Annotated in this window: 12 protein-coding genes; 8 read left to right on the top strand and 4 right to left on the bottom strand. The window is 69.6% G+C overall.

Annotated features, from left to right (window positions below; genetic code table 11):
• Together ACLZN2_RS14220 and ACLZN2_RS14215 are read right to left on the bottom strand one after the other, a co-directional pair.
• Entirely contained in the window at positions 1–675 is a 675-nt protein-coding gene (locus tag ACLZN2_RS14220) for a hypothetical protein (protein WP_416978801.1), read from the bottom strand.
• Positions 665–1,102 (bottom strand): hypothetical protein, encoded by a 438-nt coding sequence (locus ACLZN2_RS14215; protein WP_416978800.1) that lies wholly within the window; start codon positions 1,100–1,102, stop codon positions 665–667. Before ACLZN2_RS14215 ends, ACLZN2_RS14220 begins: the two co-directional genes overlap by 11 nt.
• Positions 1,103–1,253: 151 nt before the next feature.
• On the opposite strand from ACLZN2_RS14215, the gene ACLZN2_RS14210 reads away from it, so the two are divergent.
• The 8 genes from ACLZN2_RS14210 (at position 1,254) to fxsT (ending at position 18,762) form a co-directional block, all read left to right on the top strand.
• Positions 1,254–2,885: a TIGR02677 family protein gene (locus ACLZN2_RS14210; RefSeq protein ID WP_416978799.1), complete on the top strand. Its 1,632-nt coding sequence runs from the start codon at positions 1,254–1,256 to the stop codon at positions 2,883–2,885.
• Positions 2,885–4,324 (top strand): TIGR02678 family protein, encoded by a 1,440-nt coding sequence (locus ACLZN2_RS14205; RefSeq protein ID WP_416978798.1) that lies wholly within the window; start codon positions 2,885–2,887, stop codon positions 4,322–4,324. Before ACLZN2_RS14210 ends, ACLZN2_RS14205 begins: the two co-directional genes overlap by 1 nt.
• Positions 4,321–8,625 (top strand): TIGR02680 family protein, encoded by a 4,305-nt coding sequence (locus tag ACLZN2_RS14200; RefSeq protein ID WP_416978797.1) that lies wholly within the window; start codon positions 4,321–4,323, stop codon positions 8,623–8,625. Before ACLZN2_RS14205 ends, ACLZN2_RS14200 begins: the two co-directional genes overlap by 4 nt.
• Positions 8,622–9,899 (top strand): TIGR02679 family protein, encoded by a 1,278-nt coding sequence (locus ACLZN2_RS14195; protein WP_416978796.1) that lies wholly within the window; start codon positions 8,622–8,624, stop codon positions 9,897–9,899. The genes ACLZN2_RS14200 and ACLZN2_RS14195 overlap by 4 nt, the downstream gene beginning before the upstream one ends.
• Before the next feature lie 417 nt (positions 9,900–10,316).
• Positions 10,317–11,366, top strand: coding sequence for a hypothetical protein (locus ACLZN2_RS14190; RefSeq protein ID WP_416978795.1), 1,050 nt, complete (start codon positions 10,317–10,319; stop codon positions 11,364–11,366).
• 172 nt (positions 11,367–11,538) lie between these two features.
• Positions 11,539–13,110 (top strand): effector-associated domain 2-containing protein, encoded by a 1,572-nt coding sequence (locus tag ACLZN2_RS14185; RefSeq protein WP_416978794.1) that lies wholly within the window; start codon positions 11,539–11,541, stop codon positions 13,108–13,110.
• Between the two features lie 242 nt (positions 13,111–13,352).
• Complete coding sequence (locus ACLZN2_RS14180; RefSeq protein WP_416978793.1) at positions 13,353–14,240, top strand: AAA family ATPase; 888 nt, start codon at positions 13,353–13,355, stop codon at positions 14,238–14,240.
• Positions 14,233–18,762: an FxSxx-COOH system tetratricopeptide repeat protein gene (fxsT, locus tag ACLZN2_RS14175; protein WP_416978792.1), complete on the top strand. Its 4,530-nt coding sequence runs from the start codon at positions 14,233–14,235 to the stop codon at positions 18,760–18,762. Before ACLZN2_RS14180 ends, fxsT begins: the two co-directional genes overlap by 8 nt.
• A gap of 83 nt (positions 18,763–18,845) precedes the next feature.
• Here fxsT and ACLZN2_RS14170 read toward each other — a convergent pair whose 3' ends face one another.
• Both ACLZN2_RS14170 and ACLZN2_RS14165 read right to left on the bottom strand, forming a co-directional pair.
• Positions 18,846–20,774: an HEXXH motif domain-containing protein gene (locus ACLZN2_RS14170; RefSeq protein ID WP_416978791.1), complete on the bottom strand. Its 1,929-nt coding sequence runs from the start codon at positions 20,772–20,774 to the stop codon at positions 18,846–18,848.
• A 335-nt stretch (positions 20,775–21,109) separates the two neighbouring features.
• Entirely contained in the window at positions 21,110–22,279 is a 1,170-nt protein-coding gene (locus ACLZN2_RS14165; RefSeq protein ID WP_416978790.1) for an effector-associated domain 2-containing protein, read from the bottom strand.
• Positions 22,280–22,773 lie beyond the last annotated feature (494 nt).

Below are 22,773 nucleotides of genomic sequence, written 5' to 3'. Positions count from 1 at the left end.
TCAGTTCCCCCCGGACTCACCCTGCTGCTGTGCCTGCTGTGCCTGCTGTGCCTGCTGGGCGCGTTCCTCCGGCGACGGGCCGAAGGTCTCGTCCAGCGTTTGGTTCCACTGCTCGTCGGAGACACCGAGCGCGTCGTTGAGCAGCTGCGACCGCAGGCCGCCCTCGCCTTCGGTGAGTACCGTGCGGCCGGTGTCCTTCCAGGTCTGCTCGATGTCCTCACCCGCCCTGTCGAACGACTCCGCGCTCCAGTCCGGGTTCAGGGCGTCCGGCGTGAACACGTCGCCCCAGTCCTGCTGGGTGATGTCCTCCTCGGTGGCGTGCGGGTTGCCGCCCATCACGGAGTTGACGCCCACCTTCAGCGCGCCCGCGACGTACTGGTCGTGCTCCCACTGGGTGCCCGCCGCCAGGCCGAGGCGGTTCGCGATCGCGCTCGCGTCGCTCACCAGGGCTCGCACACCCCACTCCCAGCGCTCGCAGAAGTCCTCGAAGTCGACCGAGAGGCCGTGGTGCCCGGCCTCCATCCCCGTCATCGACAGCTCCGAAAAGCCCTTGCCCATCACCGAACCGGTGGCGCCGCCGAGTTCACCGAGCTCGTCGATGGTCGCGCCCACGCCCTGCGTGAACTTCGCGACAGCCGCCTTGCCGAGCTGCAGGTCGGCCCCGTCACCGCCCATGTCCGCGCTCCTCCTGTGCCTCTCCGGCGTCTGCCTCTCCGGCGTCGACGGCGACTCCGTCGGGAACGATGCCGACGACCGGCGGGAAGAACATCGACCCGTCCTCGGTCGCGATGTCGACGGCGAGGCCCGCGGGCTCATCCAGGGACGGCACCACCTCGTCGACGATGCGCGCGCCCAACAGCGCCGCGTAGTCCATGGGCTGATCACCCGGTCCGTGACGCAGGGCGAACCGGACCAGCGCGGCCTCGTCGGTGAACCCGCAGATCCACCGCACCCCGCCCGACCGCGCCGACCACAGGCCGCCACCGGCCGTCGGCACCAGAAGAACCGAGCGCCGCATCTCGCCGACCAGCGCCCGAGGGTCACCGACTCCCCTTCTCCGCTCGGCGATTCGCTCGGCGAGTGCCGTCCTTGCCTGCTCCACGGACCCTCCCTCGTCCTAGGTCACCGATGTCACCGTAGATCAGGACACGCGGCATGACAGGGTCGGTTCTCGTGAAGGTTCAGCTCGGGGCGGAGAGGCTTTTCCCGGACTGTGCCCCGGAATGTCAGTGCCGGTCCGTACGCTCGGCGGTATGGAGGGGAACGCGGGAAACTCATCACGCCGGGAGGACCCGGGCGAGGACCCGGGCACCGAGGCATGGCAGCGGCTGAGCGCCTACGCCTACCTCAGTGCCCCCGAGCGTCTGGAGTACGTCGCCGTGATGCGGGTGTTCTGCGGCACGCTGCTCGCTGATCTGGCGGTGTCCGACGTGCTCGCCAAGCTGGCCCGCACCGATGGTCCCGGGGCGGACCTGGACGCCGAGACGCTCACCGCGCGGCTCGAGCGACTGGTGCACTGGGGCGATCTGCTGCGCAGCACGCACACGGTCCGGGCGACGAGCATCGCCGAGTACCAACGCTCCCGGTCCCGCTACCAGTTGTCCAAGCTGGGGGAGCGGGTCCAGCGGGACGCCGACGAGGTACTGGCCGGGGCGGACGCCGCCCGGGAGGTGAGCAGCGAACTGCTCGCCCTGGTCGAGCGCGGCCTGCGCGACATCGCGGCCCTGGCGGCGGCGCCGGGCGGCGCGGACCCGCGGCAGGCGCTGGAGCGGGTCAGCACGCTCTTCGTGCAGTTCGCCGAGTTCGCGGAGTCGGTACGGGACTTCTACGCGTACCTGGGGCAGGTCCTGGCCCGCTACGACCTCGACGGAGCGGAGTACCAGGGGTTCAAGGAGCTGCTGCTCGACTACGTGGAGGCCATCACCGAGGACATCTCCTTCCGCGCACCCCGTATCGCGGCGCACCTGGACGCCGTATGGCCTCACCTGCCCGCGCTGCTGGCCCGCGTGGACGCGCACACGGCAGGCATCGGGGCGCTCGCCGACGGGCTGCCCGAGACCCGGGTACAGCGCAGCCGCGGCCGTAGTCTCGCCGACTGGGAGGGACTGCGCGACTGGTTCACCGACACCGGCGGACACGAACACGGCAGTCAGGTCGACCAGCTGCGCGACGCCACCCTGCGCGCCCTGCAGTCGCTGCTGGCCAACGCCAAGCGCATGCTGCGTTCGGCCTCCGGGGAGATGTCCCACCGCAAGGACCTGTTACGGCTGGCCGCCTGGTTCGACTCGGCCGAGCCGGAGGAGGCCCATGACCTCGCCGTAGCCGCCTTCGGGCTCTACGGGGCCCGGCACCTGGGAGTGGCACCGGATCCCGACCAGTCCGTGCCGGCGTACGTGAGCTGGTGGACCGGGCCGGTGGTGGAGGTTCCCGTGGCACTGCGCGAGCGCGGCAGCCGGGCGCCGCGCGGACGGGCCGCCGCGGTCGAGGACCATGCCGAGCAGAAGCGCCGCCTCATGGAGCAGGCGCGACAACAGGCCGAGGCCCGGCAGGCTGCCGCCGACGAACTGCGCAGCGCGTCCGGGAGGTTCGAACAGGTACGACTCGGCGCGCCGGCCATGAGCCTGCTGCTGGAGCTGCTGACCACAGCCCTCGGCAACGCCCAGCTGCGCACGGAGGCCGGTGACTTCCTGCTCGACGGCGCGCAGGCGAGCGACGCGGACCTCGGTATCCGGCTGCTCGCGTGGCGGACCCCGGGCCGGCACACGCTCCTGCGGTCCGTGGACGGCGACCTGACGGCGGACTCCCTCACCCTGTCCGTCGAGAGCACCTCCCTGACGAACACCGAGAGCACGTCCCTGACGAACGTCGGGGAGGCGAGCGCCTGATGGCCCTGCCCTCCGCCCATGACGTCGCGCTCGCGGCCGAACGCCGCGCCGCCGCACGACTGCTGCTCGCCCACCCCCTGGTGACCAGCGCCGGACCGCACAGCGACACCTTTCCGTTGATCCGCCGCCACGCCGACTGGCTCGCGCAGCGCTTCCAGCAGGTGTTCGGCTACCGCCTGCTGGTGGAGGCGACGTACGCCCGCCTGTTCAAGGCGGGCCTCGGCCCGGGCTCCGGCCACCGGCTGGAACGGCCGTCCACCGGCACGCCGTTCACACCGCGCACCTACGCGTATCTGGCTCTCGCTCTGTCGGTCCTCGTCACCGCCCCGGAGCAGCTCCTGCTCTCCCAGCTCGTGGCCGACCTGCGGGCCGCGGCGGTCGACGCCGGAATCGAGATCGACGACACAGGCCGGCAGGCGGAACGCCGCACACTCGCGGCGGCGCTGCGCCAACTCGTCGACTGGGGTGTTCTGGTCGAGACCGAGGGCCAGGTCTCGGCCGTCGCCGAGGAAGGCGGTGGCCAGGCGCTGCTGACCGTGGACCGCGAGATCGCGCGGGCGGTCGTCGCCGGGCCGCTCGCCCAGAGCCGCGACGGCGCAGACCTCGTACGCCGGGCCGCCGACCCCGGTTTCGGAGGGCCGCGCACGTATGTCCGCAGGCGCCTGGTCGAGACCCCCGTCGTCCACCTCGACGACCTCACGGCCGCCGAGCGCGAATGGCTGCGCACCCGACAGCGCCGCGAGGCACAGGCGTTCTCCGAACTGCTCGGCCTGGAGGCGGAGATCAGGGCCGAGGGCATCGCCCTCGTCGACCCGGACGGCGAACTCACCGACCTGCAGCTGCCCGGCACCGGGACGGTGGCTCAGGCCGCGCTGCTCCTGGTGGACCGGCTGGTCGCCCGACTGCGCCCCGAGCATCCCGGGCATCCCGCGGTCGGCGGCCGACTCGTCATCGGCGTACCGGCCCCGCAGGAACTGCTGTCCGACCTGCTGGACGAGCTGATCGAGGAGTACGGCGGGCGCAGCAACTGGCAGCGCGGCCACCTGGACGACCGGGCCGGATTCCTTGCCGCCGTCCTGGACTTCCTCTGCCGGATGCGTCTGATGGCACCCGCCGGACCCGTGCGCGCGGACGGTCACGGTCTGCCCGAGGGGTACGAGGAGGCGGCGGCCGACGGCCGTTCCGTCACGGATGTCGCGGGCGCGCGCGGGCAGGTCCGGGGGCAGGTCCGCGGTCAGGTCGGCGGGCAGGCGCGCGGGCAGGCCCGTACGGACAGCGCCTGGATCCTGCTCGCCGCGGCCGCCCGCTACGCCACCACCGTGGCCGTCAAGTCCCGTACGGACCAGTCCCGTACCGACCAACCCCGTACCGGCCAGCCCCGTACCGGCCAGCCCCGTACCGACCAGTCCCCAGACGTCACCCAGGAGCCGACCCGGTGAACCGCCCGCCGTCCCCGCACCGCTACCGACTGCACCGCGCCGGCATCCGCAACGTCTGGCAGTACGACGAGCAGGAGTTCGCCTTCGGCGACGGCCGGCTGCTGCTGCGCGGCAAGAACGGCGCCGGCAAGTCCAAGGCCCTGGAGATGCTGCTGCCGTATCTCCTCGACGGCGACGCCCGTGCCCTGGACGCCACGGGAACCGGGCGCACCACCCTGGTCTGGCTGATGCTCGACGGTTTCGAGCAGACCAACCGGCTGGGCTATCTGTGGGTGGAGTTCGCACGCACCGACGAGGAGGGCGCCCACCAGTACCTCACCCTTGGCGTGGCGATCCGCGCGTCCCAGTCGACCAGGACGGCCAAGCCCTTCTTCTTCGTCACCCCGCTCCGGGCCGGCGAGGATCTGCAGCTCGCCCCCGCCGGCCAGCCGCTTCCCGTCGACCAGCTCAAGGCCCTGGTCGGCCCGGAGAACGTATCCGACCGCGCCGTGGAGCACCGGGCCCGGGTGGCCCGTGAACTGTTCGGCCTGACCGACCCGGCCCGCTACCGCAACCTCATGCACCTCCTGCACCGGCTGCGCCGCCCCACGATCGGCGACCGCATCGACTCCGGTGGCCTGGTCTCCGTCCTCGCCGAGACCCTGCCCGCCCTCGACGACGAGATCGTGGAGAAAGTCGCCCGCAACCTCGACGACCTCGACGCCGTACGGGCCGACCTCGGACGCCTGGAGCGGACGGACCAGGCACTGCGCACCTTCCTCACCACCTACCGCGGCTATCTGCACGGTGCGCTCCGCCGCCGCGCGGACCGGTCGGGCGGTGAACTGGAACGGCTCGCGCAGTACCGCAGGTCCGCCGGGGACGCCGCGAGGACCACGGAGACACTCCGGGAGCGCGAGGCGGAACTCGGCGCCCGTATCGAAGTCCTCGAGGACGAGCAGACCGCGGCCGAGACGGACCTCGCCGCGCTGCACGCCAGCAGCGCATACCGCGGCCTCACGGAACTCGGGGAGAAGCGCGCCACGGTCTCCGCCCTGCACAGCGCGGCCGCCACCGCGTTCAAGTCCGCGCGCCAGGCACACATCAACCAGGAGGAGGCAGGGCAGCGACTCACCGCCGAGGCCGGTCGCCTCGGCGGCGAACTGGTGGAACTGAGCACCGCACACGGCGAACTGACACAGGAGGCCGAGCGGTCCGGGCTCGACGCCATGCATCTGGGGGAGCCCGTGGCGAGCGTCGCCGCACCGGTGGCGCCCGCCGCGACGGCCGAACTGACCGCTCCGGAGGGCGACTTCCACCTCGTACGGCATGAGCGGGTGCTGGCGGTGGACACCGAGGCGTGCGCGAGCGCGCTGCAGGCGTGGGACGCCCGGCTCGACACCGCGCAACCCGTGATCAGAAACCGCTCCCGGTCGGTGGCCGAACTGAGCGCACTCATCGGGAAGTCCGACCGGGCCACACGTGAGGCACAGGAGGCCGACGCCACCCGTGAACGCCTGGAGGAACAGGCGGACCAGGCGCGCTCCCGGGCCGGGCGGCGCCGACAGGAAGCGGCGCACGAGTCACAGTCGTACGCCGACTCGGTCCGCGTCTGGACCAACCGGCTGCGCGAACTCACCGGGCTGCCGCTGGACGCCGTGGACGCCCTGGTCACGCGTGATCCCGCGGACGGCGCGCTCCCCGCCCGCACCCCCGACGACGTGGCCGAAGCGGCCCGGTCCGCCGTCGACCCATGGCTCGCGGAGCTGAACGAGCAACGCGACGCCCTGGCCGTCGGCGTCCGCGCATCGCACGCCGAACGAGACCGACTCCGACGCGAGCGCGAGGACTGGGAACGCCGCACCGACCCCGAACCCCCGCCCTCGCCCCACCGCGCGGCTGCCCGTACTCCCGGCACCGGGGCGCCGCTGTACCGCCTGGTGGACTTCGCCGACGACCTCGGGCCCGGGGCCCGGGCCGGGCTGGAAGCCGCGCTGGAGGCGAGTGGCCTGCTCGACGCCTGGGTCCGCGCCGACGGCACGGTCCTGGACCCGGCCACGCGTGACACCCTGCTGCTTCCGGGAGTCCCCGTGGCCGGGGCGACGCTCGCGCGGTTGCTGCGTCCGGTCGCGGCGCCGGACACCGGGGTGCGCGCCGAGCAGGTCCAGCGGGTGCTGGAGGCGGTGGCCGTCGTCACGGACAGCGGTCTCTTTGCCGGTGGGGCTGGTGGTGCCGGTGGTGCCGGTGTTGCCGAAATGGCGAACACGGCAGCGGCGCCGGACCCGGGCGCTCAGACCGCAGCCGCAGCCGCAGCCCCAGCCGCACCCGCACCGCACACCGCCCTCGGTACCGACGGCTCCTGGAAGCTCGGCATCGCCCACGGCCGTCACAGCAAGCAGGCCGCCGAGTACGTCGGCGCGGAGGTGCGGGCGGAGACCCGCCGCCGGATGCTCGCCGACCTGGACCGTCGGCTGGCCGCCGTGCAGGACGAGGCGGCACGCAGAGAGCACAGCCTGCGTGTGCTGACCCAGCACCGGGAGCAGTCGGCCGACGCCCTGCGCCGCCCGCCGCCGGCACGTGGGCTGACCGACGCATGGGCCCGTACGGCCGAGGCCGAGCGCGCCGCCGAGTCACTCGCGGGCCAGGCTGCCTCGGCTGCCCGCGAGGCGGAGGAGGCCCGTACCCGTGCCGTCGCCGCCAGGCGGGAGACCGAGGCGACGGCGAGTGCCCATGGCCTCCCGGCGGAGGGGGCCGCACTCGACGCGGTCCGCCTCGCCCTGAAGGGGCTGAGCCAGGGCACGGAGCAGCTGCGGAGGCGCATCCGCGCCGTCGTCGCGACGGCCGACAGCCACGGCGGCCACCGTACGGACTACGAGCGCGCCGTGGCGGCACGGCGGGACGCCGAGTCCGACTACGGCGGGGCCCTCGGCCGTCTGGAGGACGCCCGCCGTACCGTCCGAACCCTTGAGGAGGCGCTCGGTGCCACCGAGCAGGAGATCCTCGCCCGTGAGGCCGAGGCGAAGCGCCGCCTGGACGCCGTGGGACGCCAGCTTCCGCGTCTGCGGCAGGACATGACCGGCGCGCACGACCAGCGGGTCCGTGCGGAGGAGGACGAGAAGGGGCGGCGTGCGGCGCTGGCCGCCCAGGAGAGCGAGGCACTGGTCTGCGGCAGGGGACTGCGTACGGCCTTGTCGCTGCCCGGAGTGGCGCAGGCGGCGGGCCTCGACGCCGACGGGGACGATCGCGAGGGACGGGCCCTGAAGTCCCCGGACCCGGACCCGGTCCACGGCGACGCCCGGGAGCGCATCCAGGCACTGCGTGAGCTGGTCGACGCCGTACGCCGTCGTCTGGACCCCGAACGCCACGACATCTCCGACACCACGCTCCTCAAGCGCCACACCGAACTGCGCGACCAGCTCTCCGGCGGCTACGACGCGACGATCCAGGAACAGGACGGAATCAAGCTCTGCCGGCTCATCGACGACCACGGCCCGCACGACATCGCCCTCGTCGGCGTGCGCATCGCGGCCCAGGCGGCGGAGGCACGGGACCGGCTGACGGAACGCGAACGGGAGGTCTTCCAGCGCTTCCTGACCGGCGAGTTGGGCGACCACCTCTCCTCCCAGGTGCTGGCGGCGGGCGCCCTGGTGGCCGCCCTCAACGCCACTCTCTCCACGGTCCGCACGTCGCACGGCCTGGGTGTCACCCTCGACTGGAAGCTGGCGGACGGTGTGGAGGCGGACGTCAAGGCCGCCGTCGACCTTCTGCGCAGCCCCTCGGGCCTGCGCACCCGCGAGCAGTCCGACCAACTCCGCGACGTCCTCCAGCGCCGCATCGAGGACGCCCGACGCGCCGACCCGGCCGGGGGGTACGCCTCCCACCTGCGCACCGCTCTCGACTACCGCGACTGGTTCACCTTCACGCCCTGGGTGGTGAACGACGCGGCACCGGGGAGCCGCCGCAGACTCACCGGCCGCACGGGCATGAGCCAGGGCGAGCAGCGCGTCCTCTCCTACCTCGTCCTCTTCGCAGCGTCGGCCGCCCACTTCACGAGCCTCGCCGAGTCGGCCCCGCACGCCCCGCGCCTGATCCTGCTGGACGACGCCTTCGCCAAGGTCGACGAGCCCACCCACGCCCGCCTCGGCCGCATCCTGGTCGACCTGGACCTCGACTTCGTCCTCACCAGCGAACGCCTGGTAGGCAACTGGCCCGACGTACCGTCCCTGCACATCTACGAGTGCCTGCGCGACCCGCATGTGCGGGGCGTGGCGACGCTGCACTACGCATGGAACGGGCGACAGCGGAGGCTGATGTCGGTATGAGGGAGGCCGGGGCGGCGGGCGACCCGCCCCTCGACGCACAGGCACTGGCGTTCCTGTCCAGGCCGGGCCTGAGCCGCCTGTGGGCGGCGGCCCGCACCCGCCTCGAACGAGGAGGCCTCCAACCGACCGGCACGATCAGACTCCAGCACCTCGACCCCCGGGAACGCGAAGCCCTGTCCCTCCTCCTTGCCAAGCCGGTCACCGGCCCCACCGCGTCCATCCGCCTGCCCGACCTGGACGCCCGCCTGCGCGCCAGCGCGGCCGGCCGGGGCCTGACCGCGACACTGACCGCACTGGGCCCACCCCTGACCGACCGGCGAGCGGCCCGCGACGCCGCGGCAGCCGAACGCGACCACCTGTGGTCCACGGCGGAAGCGGCCCTGACCGCGACACCACTGGCCGACCAGCCCTGGGCCCACGCGTGGCTGACGGAGATCCGCCGCACCGGCACCCTCACCCGCCAGCCACCCACCACCCTCACCCAGGCCATCCAGACCCTCACGATTCTCTTCCCCCTTGCTGAGACCTCCGTGACCTGGGGCCGAGGCGAACTCGCCACCCGCGTCACCGGCTCGGCCCACGGCCTGGACGACGGCACCCTGCTGGCCCGCCTGGTCCTGCGCGGCATCGCCCTCGCCCATGGGGCCGACCTCCCGACCGACGCACCGGCCCGCCGCGCACTGTGGCGCCAGGCCTCCGTCACCCCGGACGAGGTCTCCAGCACGGTCCTGACGTACGGCCTGCGCCCCCAGGGCGCCACCTGGCAGGAAACAGCCCTGCGCGAACGCGCGGACCACTACCTGGAAACCCACCTGACCCTGCGCGAACTCCGCACCCTGCGCCTCGAACTGCCTTCGCGCACCCGCGTCCACATCTGTGAGAACCCACGCGTGGTCGAGGCCGCGGCGGACGCCGGCTGCACGGCTCCGCTGATCTGCACCTCTGGCAGCGCGACCACGGTCGTCCTCACCCTGCTCGACGCTCTGGCCGCCACCGGCTGCGCCTTCGCCTACCACGGCGACTTCGACTGGCCGGGCCTCACGCTCGCGAACCGCGTCATGGGGCGGTACGGTGCGCGACCTTGGCGCATGGCCGCGGCGGACTACGAGTACCTGGCGACGCGTGCCGAACTCCAGGGCACACCGCCACTCCCGCTCACCGGCGTGACGGTCGAGGCGACATGGGACACGGAACTGGGCCCGACGATGAGGGCGTCGGGGGTCGCGCTGCACGAGGAGGCAGCCGTGGATCTGCTGCTGGAGGACCTTCGGTGAGAGCGGTCCGTCACCCAGATGGCTGACGGATGGCTGGTCAGCCACGCGCCGCACACCCGTCACCGTTGAAACGAACCGCCCCATGAGGAGTTCGGCAGTCCGGAAAAGGTGGGCGCGGTGTTCTACCGCGCATCCATCAAATGCGGTGCAATCGTGTGATGACGTGACCGCTCGGGCAGGCATGAGCCTCGGGGCGTGAGCCTGGTCGCTCGGAGTGGGGGGCGTGGGGTGACGACGGTTCTCTTCGTGCACGGGACAGGAGTTCGTGATTCCGGCTTTGCGGCATCACTGGAGGCGCTTCGGGCAGGTTTGGCGGCATCGCGACCGGATGTGGAGGTCCATGGATGCGGCTGGGGCAGCGTGTTGGGCTCGTATCTGCGCGCCGGCGGGGTGTCCGTACCCGACAGACCGGCGGACATGACGGCCACGCCGCCGAACAGCGCGGACGAGGATCGCGCACGGTGGGCGCTTCTCTATGCCGACCCGTTCGTCGAACTGGCCCTGACGTCGCTCGGCGAGAGGACCGGGACGCCCTTTCGCCCCGGCACGCAGCCGGTCGGTGACCTGCTGTGGGCGCGGCTGACCGGGTTGAACCGTTCGGAGCGGGCCAGGACGGCATGGGCGGAGGCTGGTCTTTCGGAAGATCTGGAGGCGGCCCTGGCCGAGTTGACGATGTCCCCTCACGTCCGTCGCGCCGTGGCGGACGCGGACGGTGACGGATCGGGCGGTCCGGCCCGGCTGCTGGCTCGTGCCATGGTCGCCTGGGCGATCGGATCCGCTCCCGAAGGACCCGGCGCCGTGGCCGTCACGACCCGGGACACGCTGGTCGACGCCCTCGTGGACGAGTTGGGCGGGGACACACGAGGACCGAAGGACGCGATGACCGCGGTTCTGGCCCGCTCGGCGCGCACCTTCGAACGGGCCTTCGGATCGCGTTGGGTGGTCAGCCGGCGTGGTGCGCTGACCGGCCGCACATTGGGGTTCGCGGGGGACATCCTGAGCTACCTGGTCCGCGGAGCGGCGGTGCGCGCATATGTCGCGGAGCACATGCGTGAACTGCCGCGCCCGCTGGTGCTGCTCGGCCACAGCCTCGGGGGCGTGGTCGCCTTCGATCTGCTTGCGTCGGGAGTCCTCACGCCCGGCAGGACGCCGGAGGCAGAACCCCACCGCCCCGGCGCCGCGCCCCCGCAGGTCGACCTCCTGGTCACCGTGGGTTCCCAGCCGTCACTGCTGTACGAACTGGACGCGCTCCCCTCGCGCCCCTTCGGTGCGGGGCTGCCGGCAGACTTCCCCACCTGGGTGAACGTCTACGATCCACGCGATCTGCTCTCGTTCATGTGTTCCGGGGTGTTCGCGGGAAAGGTTCTGGACGTGCGGGTCGACAACGGCCAGCCGGTGTCCGCGGCGCACACCTCCTATTGGGCCAACCCTGAGTTCTTCTCGGTTCTGGAACGGTGGTTGCCCTGATGAGGGCTGCGGAGAGAACCACTTCGTGCACGAATCCGGAGGACGACTTCGGGTAAACCCTGTCCGGCAGAGGAAGCCGCCACCTAGCCTGGGGCCTTCCCGTGCGGCGCGGTACCAGGTGCCACCGGGGGAGGAGCACAGGTGCTGTGGAGCGGTGCGAAGGGGAGCGCACATGCAGCTGCGGTTACCGCGCAGCCCATCCAGACGGCGGGTGCTGGAAGCCATGGTGGAGGTGCTGGGGCAATCCGCGGCCCTGACTGATGCCCGTGGCCGCCACCAGTGGCAACGAGAACTCGTCGATTCCCTTGACGGGTTGGAATTGGAGTCCTATCCCACGGCTCGCCAGGACTTCGTCCAGGCGGTCAAGGCGTGCAGCACGGGTTCGGGCGGCCTGGAGACTCTCGTGGAGGTGACCAATCTGTTGGCCCCCGCGCTGTCCCATCTGCTGTTGCCGCTCGTCGACGAATGGAACGCCACGGATCTGTACGAGGACCGGGACTGGTCAGCGCTGCGCGACGCACTGGACTTCACCATGCCGGAACTGAGGCAGATCGTTGCGGAGATCACGAAGGGCAGGCTCCGTCTCCCCGCCCACTCCGTGACTGTCTGGCACGCGTTCGTCTGGCTGGCCTGCCTCAACTCCGACAGCGGTGGAATTCCCCCCAGCATGGTGCTGTTGGAGCGGATAGCGGCGCGCGGAGAGGGCGCTGCGGCGGTGGGGGAGATCCACGCGTGGAACCTTCACTTCGCGAAAGCATGGGGCCTTTCCCTCGATCTCTTGGAGATCAGTGACGCATCTGGCCCGGGCGATCGGAGGGAGGACGCGGCGTACTCGGAGGATCCGGTCACAACGGAGCCACCGGTGATCCGGCTGTTCATCAAAATCGCGCCCGATCTGGCCCCCTCCCTCTCACAGTCCGCTCGTCCTCCTCGCAGGGAGACCAGGTACCAGCTTTCGGCCCGGGTTCGCTATGCGGAGTCCTCAGGTCTCCACGAGGAACCGGGGTGCGAGCCGACGCACGTGATGTCGAGAGCGCGACTGCCGGTTGCCGTGGCCGAAATGCTCACCCGGCTGAGCGAGCGGTGGCGCTCCCGGGCGGAAGGCGTGGCGCTTCACTTCTTCTTACCGGTTGAGTTGTGCAGCGAGCCCGTCGAATGGTGGAAACGTAACCCGAAGCTTGGTTATTCGAACCCGCTGCTGAGTAAATACAAGGAGATATCGATTCACAGTCTGGAACGCATGCAGAATCCCGAGCTGCATCATGCGTGGCGCATGAGGTGGGCACGGTGGAGGGGGCAGCCGAAGCGCTGGGAAATCCATTGGTGCGACAGGGGCGAACGGTCCGTGGACGAACATCTCTCGCTGCTCGACGCGAGGATCGGCAAACAGGACGAGGTAGTGGCGATGGTGCTCAGTACATCTCCTCGCGCCAAAGGTGGACTGGGGGCCCGTGAGGTGTACGTGGCGCTCGACCTCGGTGTGCCCATACTGGTCCACGGCCGGGTCGACAGAGTTTCGCAGGAGCATTTCCGGCCGCTCATCAAAGACGCCATTTCGACCAATGAAGGTCTGGCCAAGCTTCCTACCCGTTTGGGAGAGTGGAAGGGTGATTCCGCAGCTGGAGGGGTCAATCAGCGTGAAGCCGACATAATAAGGCATATAGGCATTGTCTGGGATGATCCGGAGCTGTTACTCGATGGCGGTCCGAGCGCTCCCGCCACTTTCGTAGGGGGTATCGATTGAGCACCTCACGGCACGAGAGCAGCGCGGCGGAACACGGCCGGCGAGACAGCATGCTCTACACCGGCACCGGGACCATGCTGCCGGACGTCCCGTACGAGGAGCGGGAGTGGCCGCCGGGGCCGAGGTGGCGGACCTTCGGTGGCGGACCCTGTCTGCCGCCGCCTCCGGACGACGACGAGTCCGACCGGCGGCTGGGTCCCCCCGGCGCGCCTCGGCAGCCGTCGGCCGCCGAGGTCAGGGCCGTGAACGCGGCCATCCTGCTGAGGCGCCCCCTCCTGGTCACGGGCCGGCCCGGGGTGGGCAAGTCGGGGCTCGCCTACCGGGTTGCGCGTGAACTGCGTCTGGGCCGCGTTCTGCAGTGGCCAATCACGTCACGCAGCACATTGCAGTCTGGCTTGTACGACTTCGACGTGATCGGCCGCGCACAGGCCGGGCAGGCCTGGTATGCGGCGCAGGCGGCGGCGACGCGGGCCGGCGTGCAGCCTGCGGCCGACGACGCCGTGCCCCAGGATCGGCTGGACATCGGCGAGTTCATCCAACTCGGACCGCTGGGCACCGCGATGCTCCCCCGTCGGCTGCCGCGCGTACTGCTCATCGACGAGATCGACAAGAGTGACGCGGACCTGCCAAATGACCTGCTGACGTTGTTCGAAGATGGCTGGTTCACCGTCTCGCCGCTCCTTCGAGTGAAGAGTCGCACGCCGGAGGCCGTCGTCCACACCGCTGATCCGGGCGCGACCGCATCCATTCGGAACGGTTTGGTACGAACTCATACGTTCCCGATCGTCATCATGACGTCGAACGGGGAGCGCAGCTTTCCCGAAGCCTTCATGCGACGCGCTCTGAAATTCGATATACCAGACCCAGACCCGCGAGGGCTGGGCGAGCTGGTGTCAGCTCACTTCGAAGAACGACTCGGGGGCATGCAGACAGACCTCATCGCCAAGTTCGTCCGGCGTAGGAACGAGGCGCATCACCACTTATCCGCAGATCAGCTGCTGAACGCCGCTCATCTCGCGACTTCCGGTGCCTATACGCACGCGGAGGGGGACGACGAGGAGTGGCAGGCGGTACTGGAAGCGATCTGGCACCCTTTGCGCGCAGGTGAGGCGGCGGGCGAGGGTGACTGAACATGTCCCGACGCCGGACGGCTCGTCTGCCGGACGGCGTCAGACGAGCGTGCCACCCCGGGCCGGCAGGCAACGGCGGCCGGGGGTAGCCGGCCTGCATCCGCGGGAAGTCGCCGACGCCATCTGGCTGGCCGTCAACCATCCCGACCTGGCGGGCCCGGAGCCGATGGCCGACGACGATCCCCGTACCGGGGCTCCGACTTCGCCGGCCGCGCACTGGACGCCGCCGCCCGGCGCAATCGTGGCACCGGACCGGAAACCCGAGGGGCAGGAGCAGTCGAACGGATCGCCCGAGGACGATCCGACCGCTGCCTCGCCGCACAGCCCTGTCGAACTCACCAGCCCCGCAAGGGTTCAGAGTGCCGCCGACGACGCTCTGATCACGTCTGCAGCTGCCCCGGGCGACACAGGCAGGCGCGGCATCCGCCAGGCATTGGCCCGACCTGCGGTAGCCGTAACGGTCTCTGGGGTGCCGGGCCGGGCCGCGCTCGGTCGCGCCCTGCGGCCGCTGCGCCGCACGGTCTCCACGATGCGCAATCCGCGACTGGACGAGGAGGCGACTGCTGAGCGGCTTTCGGCGAACCCGGAGTTACCACCCGTCATGGGCATGGGGCCGGAGGCGCGCTGGGACGCCCTGCTCGCCGTCGACTCGGGGATGTCCATGTTCGTGTGGCAGGAGGTCGTCGCCCGGTTGGCGGCTGCGCTGCGTCGCTACGGGGGGTTCCGGCGCGTGGTGCAACGCCGCCTGGTCACCGACTCGTCCGCTCCCGAAGGTATCGTGCTGCGCGGTTTCGGCTCGGCGCACATCGAGGATCCACCCAAGAGCCTGGTGGATCCGAGCGGTCGGCAGATCGTCTTTGTGGTCACCAACGGCCTCTCCAGCGGCTGGCGTTGCGGAGCGGCGCAGAGCTCGCTGAGGTCCTGGGCCCAGCACCAGCCGCTGGTCATCCTGCACACCCTGGACCAGCAACTGTGGCATCGCACCGGTCTGCACCCGCAACGCGTGCGGCTGTACTCCTCCGGCCCGCACGTCGCCAACGGCCAGGTCACGTGGGAGCTCGCCGACCGGCCACGGCATGACGTACGCGAACGCCGGAACCTGCGACGGGTGTTGCCGGTTCCCGTTCTTGAGATCTCGGAGGACTGGATCGGCCCCTGGGCCCGTTTCATCGCCGGCGAGGGGCCGCGGTGGGTGGAGATCGCGGCAGTCCTGACCCGGCCATGGCACCGGACCGGCCCCGATGTGCCCGCCCCCTCCCCGAAGCAGCGCGCGCCCAGTGCGGCCGAGCGGGTCACCCGCTTCCGCTCCTGGGCCTCCCCCGAAGCCTTCGCCCTGGCCACGCGGCTGGCCGCTGTACAGCTGGATCTGCCCGTCATTCTCGAAGTGCAGCGGCACACCCTGCCCGGGTCGAGGCCGGGGCATCTGGCGCAGTTCTTCATGGGCGACCTCGTCGAGCCTCTGCCTGGCGACGAGGAGTCCTTCCTATTTCACGAGGGCGTGCGAGAAGAACTGCTGGCGCTGAGCAGCAGAAAAACGACCGAAATTGCCGCAAGGAAATCCGCCGAGATATTAGCGGAGAAAAACAGTGCTGCGCGGGAGCTCTTAGCGCACTTCGCGGGAGAGTCGATTTCTTCCGAACCGCTCGTAACGCCGGAGAATTTCCGCTTCCGCATGGTGGAGTCCTCCGTGCTTCGAGCCCTTTCGGGCCAGCATCTGAAACGCGCCAAGTGCATCGAGGAATCCATTGATGCCCACAGTATATCTGACGTTAGCATAAGAACATCGGCGCGCGCCGCGCGCGAAACTGCCCATTCCGACCTTGGAAGTGAAGGTTCTGGCAAAGTGAATTCTCCAGAGAGGCCTGACGGTTGGAGCGCGCACAAAAATGAACCGGCGCGCGCGGCCCAAGAAAGTGTCGGCGGATCTACTGTCAGCCAAGGAGAAGTCACTGTGACCGGTATGACGCGAGTGCAGGGCCCCGAAGAGGCACGTACGCTCCTCGACGGGCAGGGGAGGCGATCGTCGGCTCGCCCTGTGATCGCCGGCAACACTCCTCCTCGCAACCGTGTGTTCACTGGTCGCGAAGAGCTTTTGCGTGAATTGGAACGCGGCCTCCGAGAGGGGCCGACAGCCGTCCTTCCCCACGCGCTCCACGGAATGGGTGGTGTGGGAAAATCGCAATTGGCGCTGGAATTTGTCTACCGGCACGCCTCGGAGTATGAAATCGTCTGGTGGATTCCGGCGGAGCGGCCCACGCAGATCGCCCAGGCATTCGTGGAGCTCGCCCGGCGCCTGGATCTCCCTGTTTCCGGAGAAGCGAACACCGCCGTGCCGGCTGTCCTGGAGGCGCTGCGGACCGGGAACCCCTATGCCAAATGGCTACTGGTGTTCGATAACGCGGAAAGCCCACAGGCGGTCCAGGAGTACTTTCCGACCATGCCCGGCCCCAATCAGGGCGGCTCCATTCTGGTGACCTCCAGGAACCCGCAGTGGAACACCTTGGCTCACCCGCTCGAAGTCGACGTCTTCGAGCGTTCGGAAAGCATCCACCTGCTCCAGCGCCGCAATAAGGATCTGTCCACGGAGGACGCCAACAAACTCGCCGAGGTACTGGGCGATCTCCCGCTCGCCGTGGAACAGGCCTCGGCCTGGCGGGCGGAGACCGGAATGCCGGCGGACGAATACCTGCGCCTGTTCGACGAGAAGCGCGCCGAGTTGATGACCGTCTCGCAGCCCACACAGTACGAGGAGACGGTCGCGACGGCATGGAACGTCTCCCTGGACCACCTGGAGAGAAAGAACGCGGCAGCACTCCAACTCCTTCAGGTCTGTGCGTTCTTCGCCCCGGAGCCCATCTCACGCTCGTTCTTCTCCGGAGCGTCGGTCGATCCGATCGCCCCGGACCTGGACCTCGCGCTCTCCGATCCGCTGCGTCTCGGCCGGGCTATCCGCGAGATCAACCGGTACTCCCTCGCGAAGATCGACCACCGAACGAATTCCATTCAGATGCACCGGTTGGTGCAGGCGGTGCTCGTAGCCCGCATGTCCGAGGAGCAACGCGATCGCATGCGGCACGGGGCGCACCTCCTGCTCGCCGCCAACACGCCCGGAGATGCCCAGGACCCCCAGCACTGGACGCGCTTCGCGGACCTGTATCCACACGTGCTGGTTTCCGAAGCCACGGCGTCGGCCAACCGCCAGGTGCGTCAGATGGTCTGCGGTATCACCGAGTTCCTCTTCTTCTGGGGCGACCACGGCGGCGCGCGCGAATTCGGACAACAGGCGTACGACCTGTGGAAGGGGCTGTATGGCGAAGGGGACCGGCAGACCCTGATGCTGGGCCGACACCTGCGCTTCGCCCTGTGGACGCTGGGCCGCTATCAGGAGTCGGCGGCGCTGAACGAGCGCATGCTCGCGGTACTGCGTCAGCCGGACGCAGACGCCGAGGAAGAACTCCTCAGGGCGATGGGACAGGTCGGTATCGACCGACGGGCCGTGGGTGACTTCCGAGGCGCGCTCGTGAACGACGAGGAAGTCTACGAAAGGGCCGTCCGCTCCTTCGGGGAGGACGATCCGGAGACCCTTCTCCACGCGCACAATCTCGGTGTCTCGCTGCGCGTCAACGGGCACTTCCGCAACGCCCTCGAGCTCGACAACCAGACCTGGCAGCGCAAGGCCCAGATCTACGGAGCCGATGCCCTCATCACCCTGCTCACCGAGGCGAGTATCGCTCTCAACCGGCGTGAGATGGGGGAGTACTCGGAGACCGCACAGCACTGCGAGGCCATCGTCGACAAGTACCGGCGGCTGTTCGGCGACACCAGCCCGCACACACTTCGGGCCGTCACCCTGCTCGCGGTGTCACTGCGCAAGGCCGGTCACCACGTCCGGGCGGCCGAACTCACCGGCCCGGCTCGCAAGACACTGCTGGCCCGCTACGGTGAACGTCATCCCGACTACCTTGCCGCGTCTCTCAACCTGTCGATCGACATGCGGCAGCTCGGTGACCTGAACGAGTCACGTCGCCTTGGGGAGATCACCCGCGACCTGTACCGTCAGGTTCTCGGGCCTCAGCACCCGCACACCAATTCCGCTGAGATGGATCTCGCCATCACCTACCGCCTGCTGAATCGGGTGGACCTGGCGAAGGGGCTGAACGAATCCGCGCTCGAACACTGTTTGGAACGGCTGGGTGACCGTCACCCGGATGTTCTGGTCGCGCGTACGAATCTGGCCAGTGATCTGTTCGCGCAGGGTGATGTCTCGGCGGCCCTGGGGATGGACGAGAAGACGCTCGAACTGGCCGTCAGCATCCTGGGGGCGAGCCACCCCACCGTACTGGTGATCAAGAGCAACCTTGCCCAGGATCTGAGGGCTTCCGGACGTACTGAGGAAGCCGAGGCCATGCATCAGGAGGCGGCCGAGGAACTGGAGTCCTGCCTCAGCAGGCAGCACCCGGCCTGGCAGGACGCAACACAGTGGCGCAGGGCCAATTGCGACATCGACCCCATGCCCATCTGAGCCCCGCGGTTCTGGTTTCTGCCCGGCCCTCGGCCCGACGGCCCTTCAGGCGTCGGGCGGAGACCGGAACCGCTGCCGCACTCCTATCGCGATCGTGCGCCGTCCTTGCCGTAGCCCGTCAGCCAGTTCCAGAAGTCGACGGGGTCCGGGCACATACCGGTCCGGTCCCGGACGGCGCGGTGAACCGCTGGTATCAGTTCCGGTGAGGCGGTCGGCTGCCCGCCCATGCCTGTCGGCCGACTCACACGCAGCGCCCAGCCAAGGCCGGCCCAGGCCCCCGCGGCGGGCGCACCCGATCGGGGAACCGCCGAACCACTGATCTCCTCAGCGTAGAGAGCCAGCGCCGCCTCGTACTCACCCTTGACCAGAAGCGCGTCGGCGGCTTGAGCGCCTTCCACGAAGGCTGCCACTTCCTGGGGCGACTTCGATATCCGGTCCCACATGTCGGAGTTGGCCAGCCGCAGGCGCAGCAGTGTGAGCCGGAGATCCAAACTCGGTACCACGGGAGACGCCCGGAGCGAGGAAGCCGGCATCTGGCCGAGTTCCGGCGGCTCGGAAGGACTCTTCAACCAGGCCTCCGCGAGTTGTGCTACCAGCGCCGCGTCGGGGACGAGATGGTGCAGCCGCCATTGTGTGGCGTGATCGTCCGCCGCCTGACGCACGATGTCGAGGAGGTCGGCGGGGAGAGATTCGGCGTGCCAGGCTTCGACTGTCTCGCCCAGCCGAGCCACCAGGCGTCGTCCCAGCGGTGTGAGCTCCGGCTCGGTGGGCAGTCCTGCGAGCGTCTGGCGCAGTTGGTGGCAGCGCAAGGCGAACTCGAATCGTGCCTGGACCAGGTTCCGTTCGTCGCCGGAGGCGGTCGCGCAGCGGATCACGCCCAGCCAGAGTCGCGCGACCCCGGTGAAGGCGTACACCCCGTGCAGGATGCCGCGCATCGGCCGCGGATCGTTGCGCCACGGCGCGTAGAAATGAGCCGCGGTGTCCTGGTCGTTCACGAAGGAGTAGAGGTGCATCAGGACACTCAATTTGCTGTGCTGTATCTCATGCACCAGGAGAGAGGCCAGTTCCAGCGCATTCTGCGGTTCGGTGACCGCCAGCCTTCCGACACCGTCGCCCGACGTGCCGCTGACCGCTTCCCGGGAGCCGAGGGCGGACAGAGGCTCGATCGACCTCAGGAATGCGGTGACGTCTGAGGCGGACTGCGGATCGGCCGTTCTCAGAATCGCCCACGCCTCGTCCAGCGAGGTCGACCACAGTTCCTGCATCCGATCGGGAACGCGGATGACGCGGGGGGACGGTGACGCTCCTATGACCCGATGATGGCTGAGATCGTCGAGGAGAACCGACCGGTGTTCCTCGGGAGGACCGTACGCGAGGTGTATCGGGGTTTGCCAGGTGCCTGAGCACGCCTGAGGAGGCAACGGAAAAGGCCCTATGGCGACCTTTTCCTCATGGTTGTCACGAATCGTCAGGTGGCCATCGGTGAAGCTCGCGTCGGCGGATTCCCAGGCATCCCTGCCGCCGAGTAGTGCGCGGCCCAGATTGGGCAGCCAGACTGTTCCGTGGCGCACAGGCAGCCGTATCGAGAAATCCAAGCCCACGCTCAAAGCGCCGGCCGCTGCGATGCAGTGCAGACTGCCGACATCGACCCAGATGGGTGAGGCCTCCGCAGGCCCGCCACGTAATCGGCGCAGGGCGTGCGACATGGCCATACCGGTTTCGGGAAGCAGGAGAAGTTCCTCGATCGCTTCCTTGTCCCGCCGGTATGCCTCGGTGAGCAGTTCCCAAGCCCGGGCGGTGTCGTCGAGCGGCCCCACGACAGCAGGCGCCCCCATGGTCACATCCAGGAAAAGATCCAGCAGAAGAAGTCGCCGACTGCGTTCCGCTTGCCATAACACTTCCCGTGACGCGTCGTCCCCTGCGCAGCGCGCGAGATCATCAAACTGGTTTTCGGACAGCGCATGCCGTTGGCGGCCGGACGTTCCATACGACGGTCGCACCTCAGGTGGCATGAGCCTGCCTTCCCAGGCTTTCGGGGGGCGAGGGTTTCCGATCAACTGCCCTGGCTGCCGGCAAGCCTGATGTCGCGGTCGTCAAGCTTCTGGAGAAGCCGTGCCTTTTCCCGTTCCCGTTCCCGTGTGTCGAACGTGCGTAGCTGCTCAAGCGTGACTCCCCCGAGATCAAGAAGCTCGGACACGATGGCGGTACCGGACTGGCCCATCCTGCAACTACCCTCCCACCAGCCGGGTCGCTGATGACCCGCTTTTCCATCATGTCCCCGCGCAATGAGCCAGGGAACCCCGCATCCGGACATCAGTTCCCCGATGCCCTTCGACCTGTCGGCCGATCAGGAAGGGCCGGCAACGGGCCCGTCGAGTTCGTCGGGGTACCCGGGGATGGCGCCCAGGACGCGGTCCAGATCCTGGAGGGCGCCGGTCCCCGAGTCCGCCAGCCCGATGGCTTCCCGTAGCCGCACCAGCCCGTCCGGAAAAGCCGCGCAGATGTCGATCAGGTTCAGCAGTTGCAGACGAGGTACGGCGGACCGGGGCAGGCTGCTGAGTATTTCTGCCGGTAACTGCGTGAACACCACGGCGCGGCTGTCCGGGTCGGCCATCGACGGTACATTCTCCAGCGCACTCACCAGTTGCTTCTTCAGCTGCAGTGCGATTCGGAGAGTGCGGGCGGGCGTAGTGGCCACGGGAGTGCCTTCCGTCCATCGCTCCGACGTGCCCTCCGGACCGGAGTGCCAGAAGTAGCTGGGCGTCTGGTGCGCCCTGCCGGCGCGACGCAGTTCCTGGAAGATGCCGCTGAGCGCTGCGGTCAGGGACGCCGGGTCGGGCGGCCAGTCGGGCGGGACTCCTTCGCGGGGCGCTCCTCGCAACTCCTTCAGAGCCGCCGTGCTGAAGGTGCCGATCCGGGCGGTCGCCTCGTTGCGCGCGGCCTCACCCGGCCCGCACGCGAACAGCGCGTACTGGCCGGGACGGGGACGCGGCCTGCCCGCCGGCACCGGATCCGAGCGCAGGGCACCACGCACCCGCGCGGGATCGGCATAGGTCTGGCAGGCGTCGATCAGCCACAGCTGGGAGGGAAAGGACGCTACAAGGTCCGAGCGATAGGCGGCGAGCGCCGCGTCGAGGTCGAGACAGCGGATGTCGTCCGGTGCGGCGTCCTCGTACAGCAGCCGGCGCCGCCCGTCAGTGTCGAGGAGACCGTGCCCCGACCATACGACCAGCAGGAAGTCACCTTGGTCGGTGGGCAGTTCACGGAACAGCACGTCGTGAACCGTTGCCCGGTCGCTCGGCCGGTGCCGCAGCCCGATGGACCGGACCGCATCGGCGTTTCGGTCCAGGGGTGACAGCAGAAGGGTGATGCGGTCGGGCGGAAGGCCGACCTCCAGCAGCCAGCGGACGTATCCGAGCGCGTCATGGGCGGGTCCGTCGAGGGTCCAGGCCGAGCCGCCCTGGTACTGCTCCACGCCGACGACGAGGGCGCGTGCGCGTCGTACTGTCCCGGCCATCCGCGATCCAGTCCTCTCCATACCGCCCGGGGAGGGACGACTGCCTCGACTCCACTACGGTGTGCGCGGAGTACCGCACGCAGCACACGGCGCCGACCAGGCCGGTGGCAGTACCTTCTCGAAGGCGGTTTATGGCCGGGGACGTACCCCCGTGGGCGGGCCGCCAACCGTGGTGGACGACGAAGGAAGTACTCGCGGTCCGACGACGGCCTCGTGAACGATCCGGAGCGTTGAGCGGCACTTGCCTGCTCCGACGCGAGCGCGAGGACTGGGCACGCCGCACCGACCCCGAACCCCCGCCCTCGCCCACCGTGCGGCTGCCCGTACTCCCGGCACCGGGCGCCGCTGTACGGCCTGGTGGACTTCGCCGACGACCTCGGGCCCGAGGCCCGGGCCGCGCTGGAGGCGAGTGGCCTGCTCGACGCCTGGGTCCGGGCCGACGGCACGGTCCTGGATCCGGCACGCGCGACACCCTGCCGGTTCCGGCGAAGACG

This window comes from Streptomyces sp. T028, assembly GCF_048159505.1.
Classification (GTDB): Bacteria; Actinomycetota; Actinomycetes; order Streptomycetales; family Streptomycetaceae; genus Streptomyces.
The sequence above is the reverse complement of the archived record's forward strand: the minus strand, read 5'-3'. Positions and strand labels throughout refer to the sequence as shown.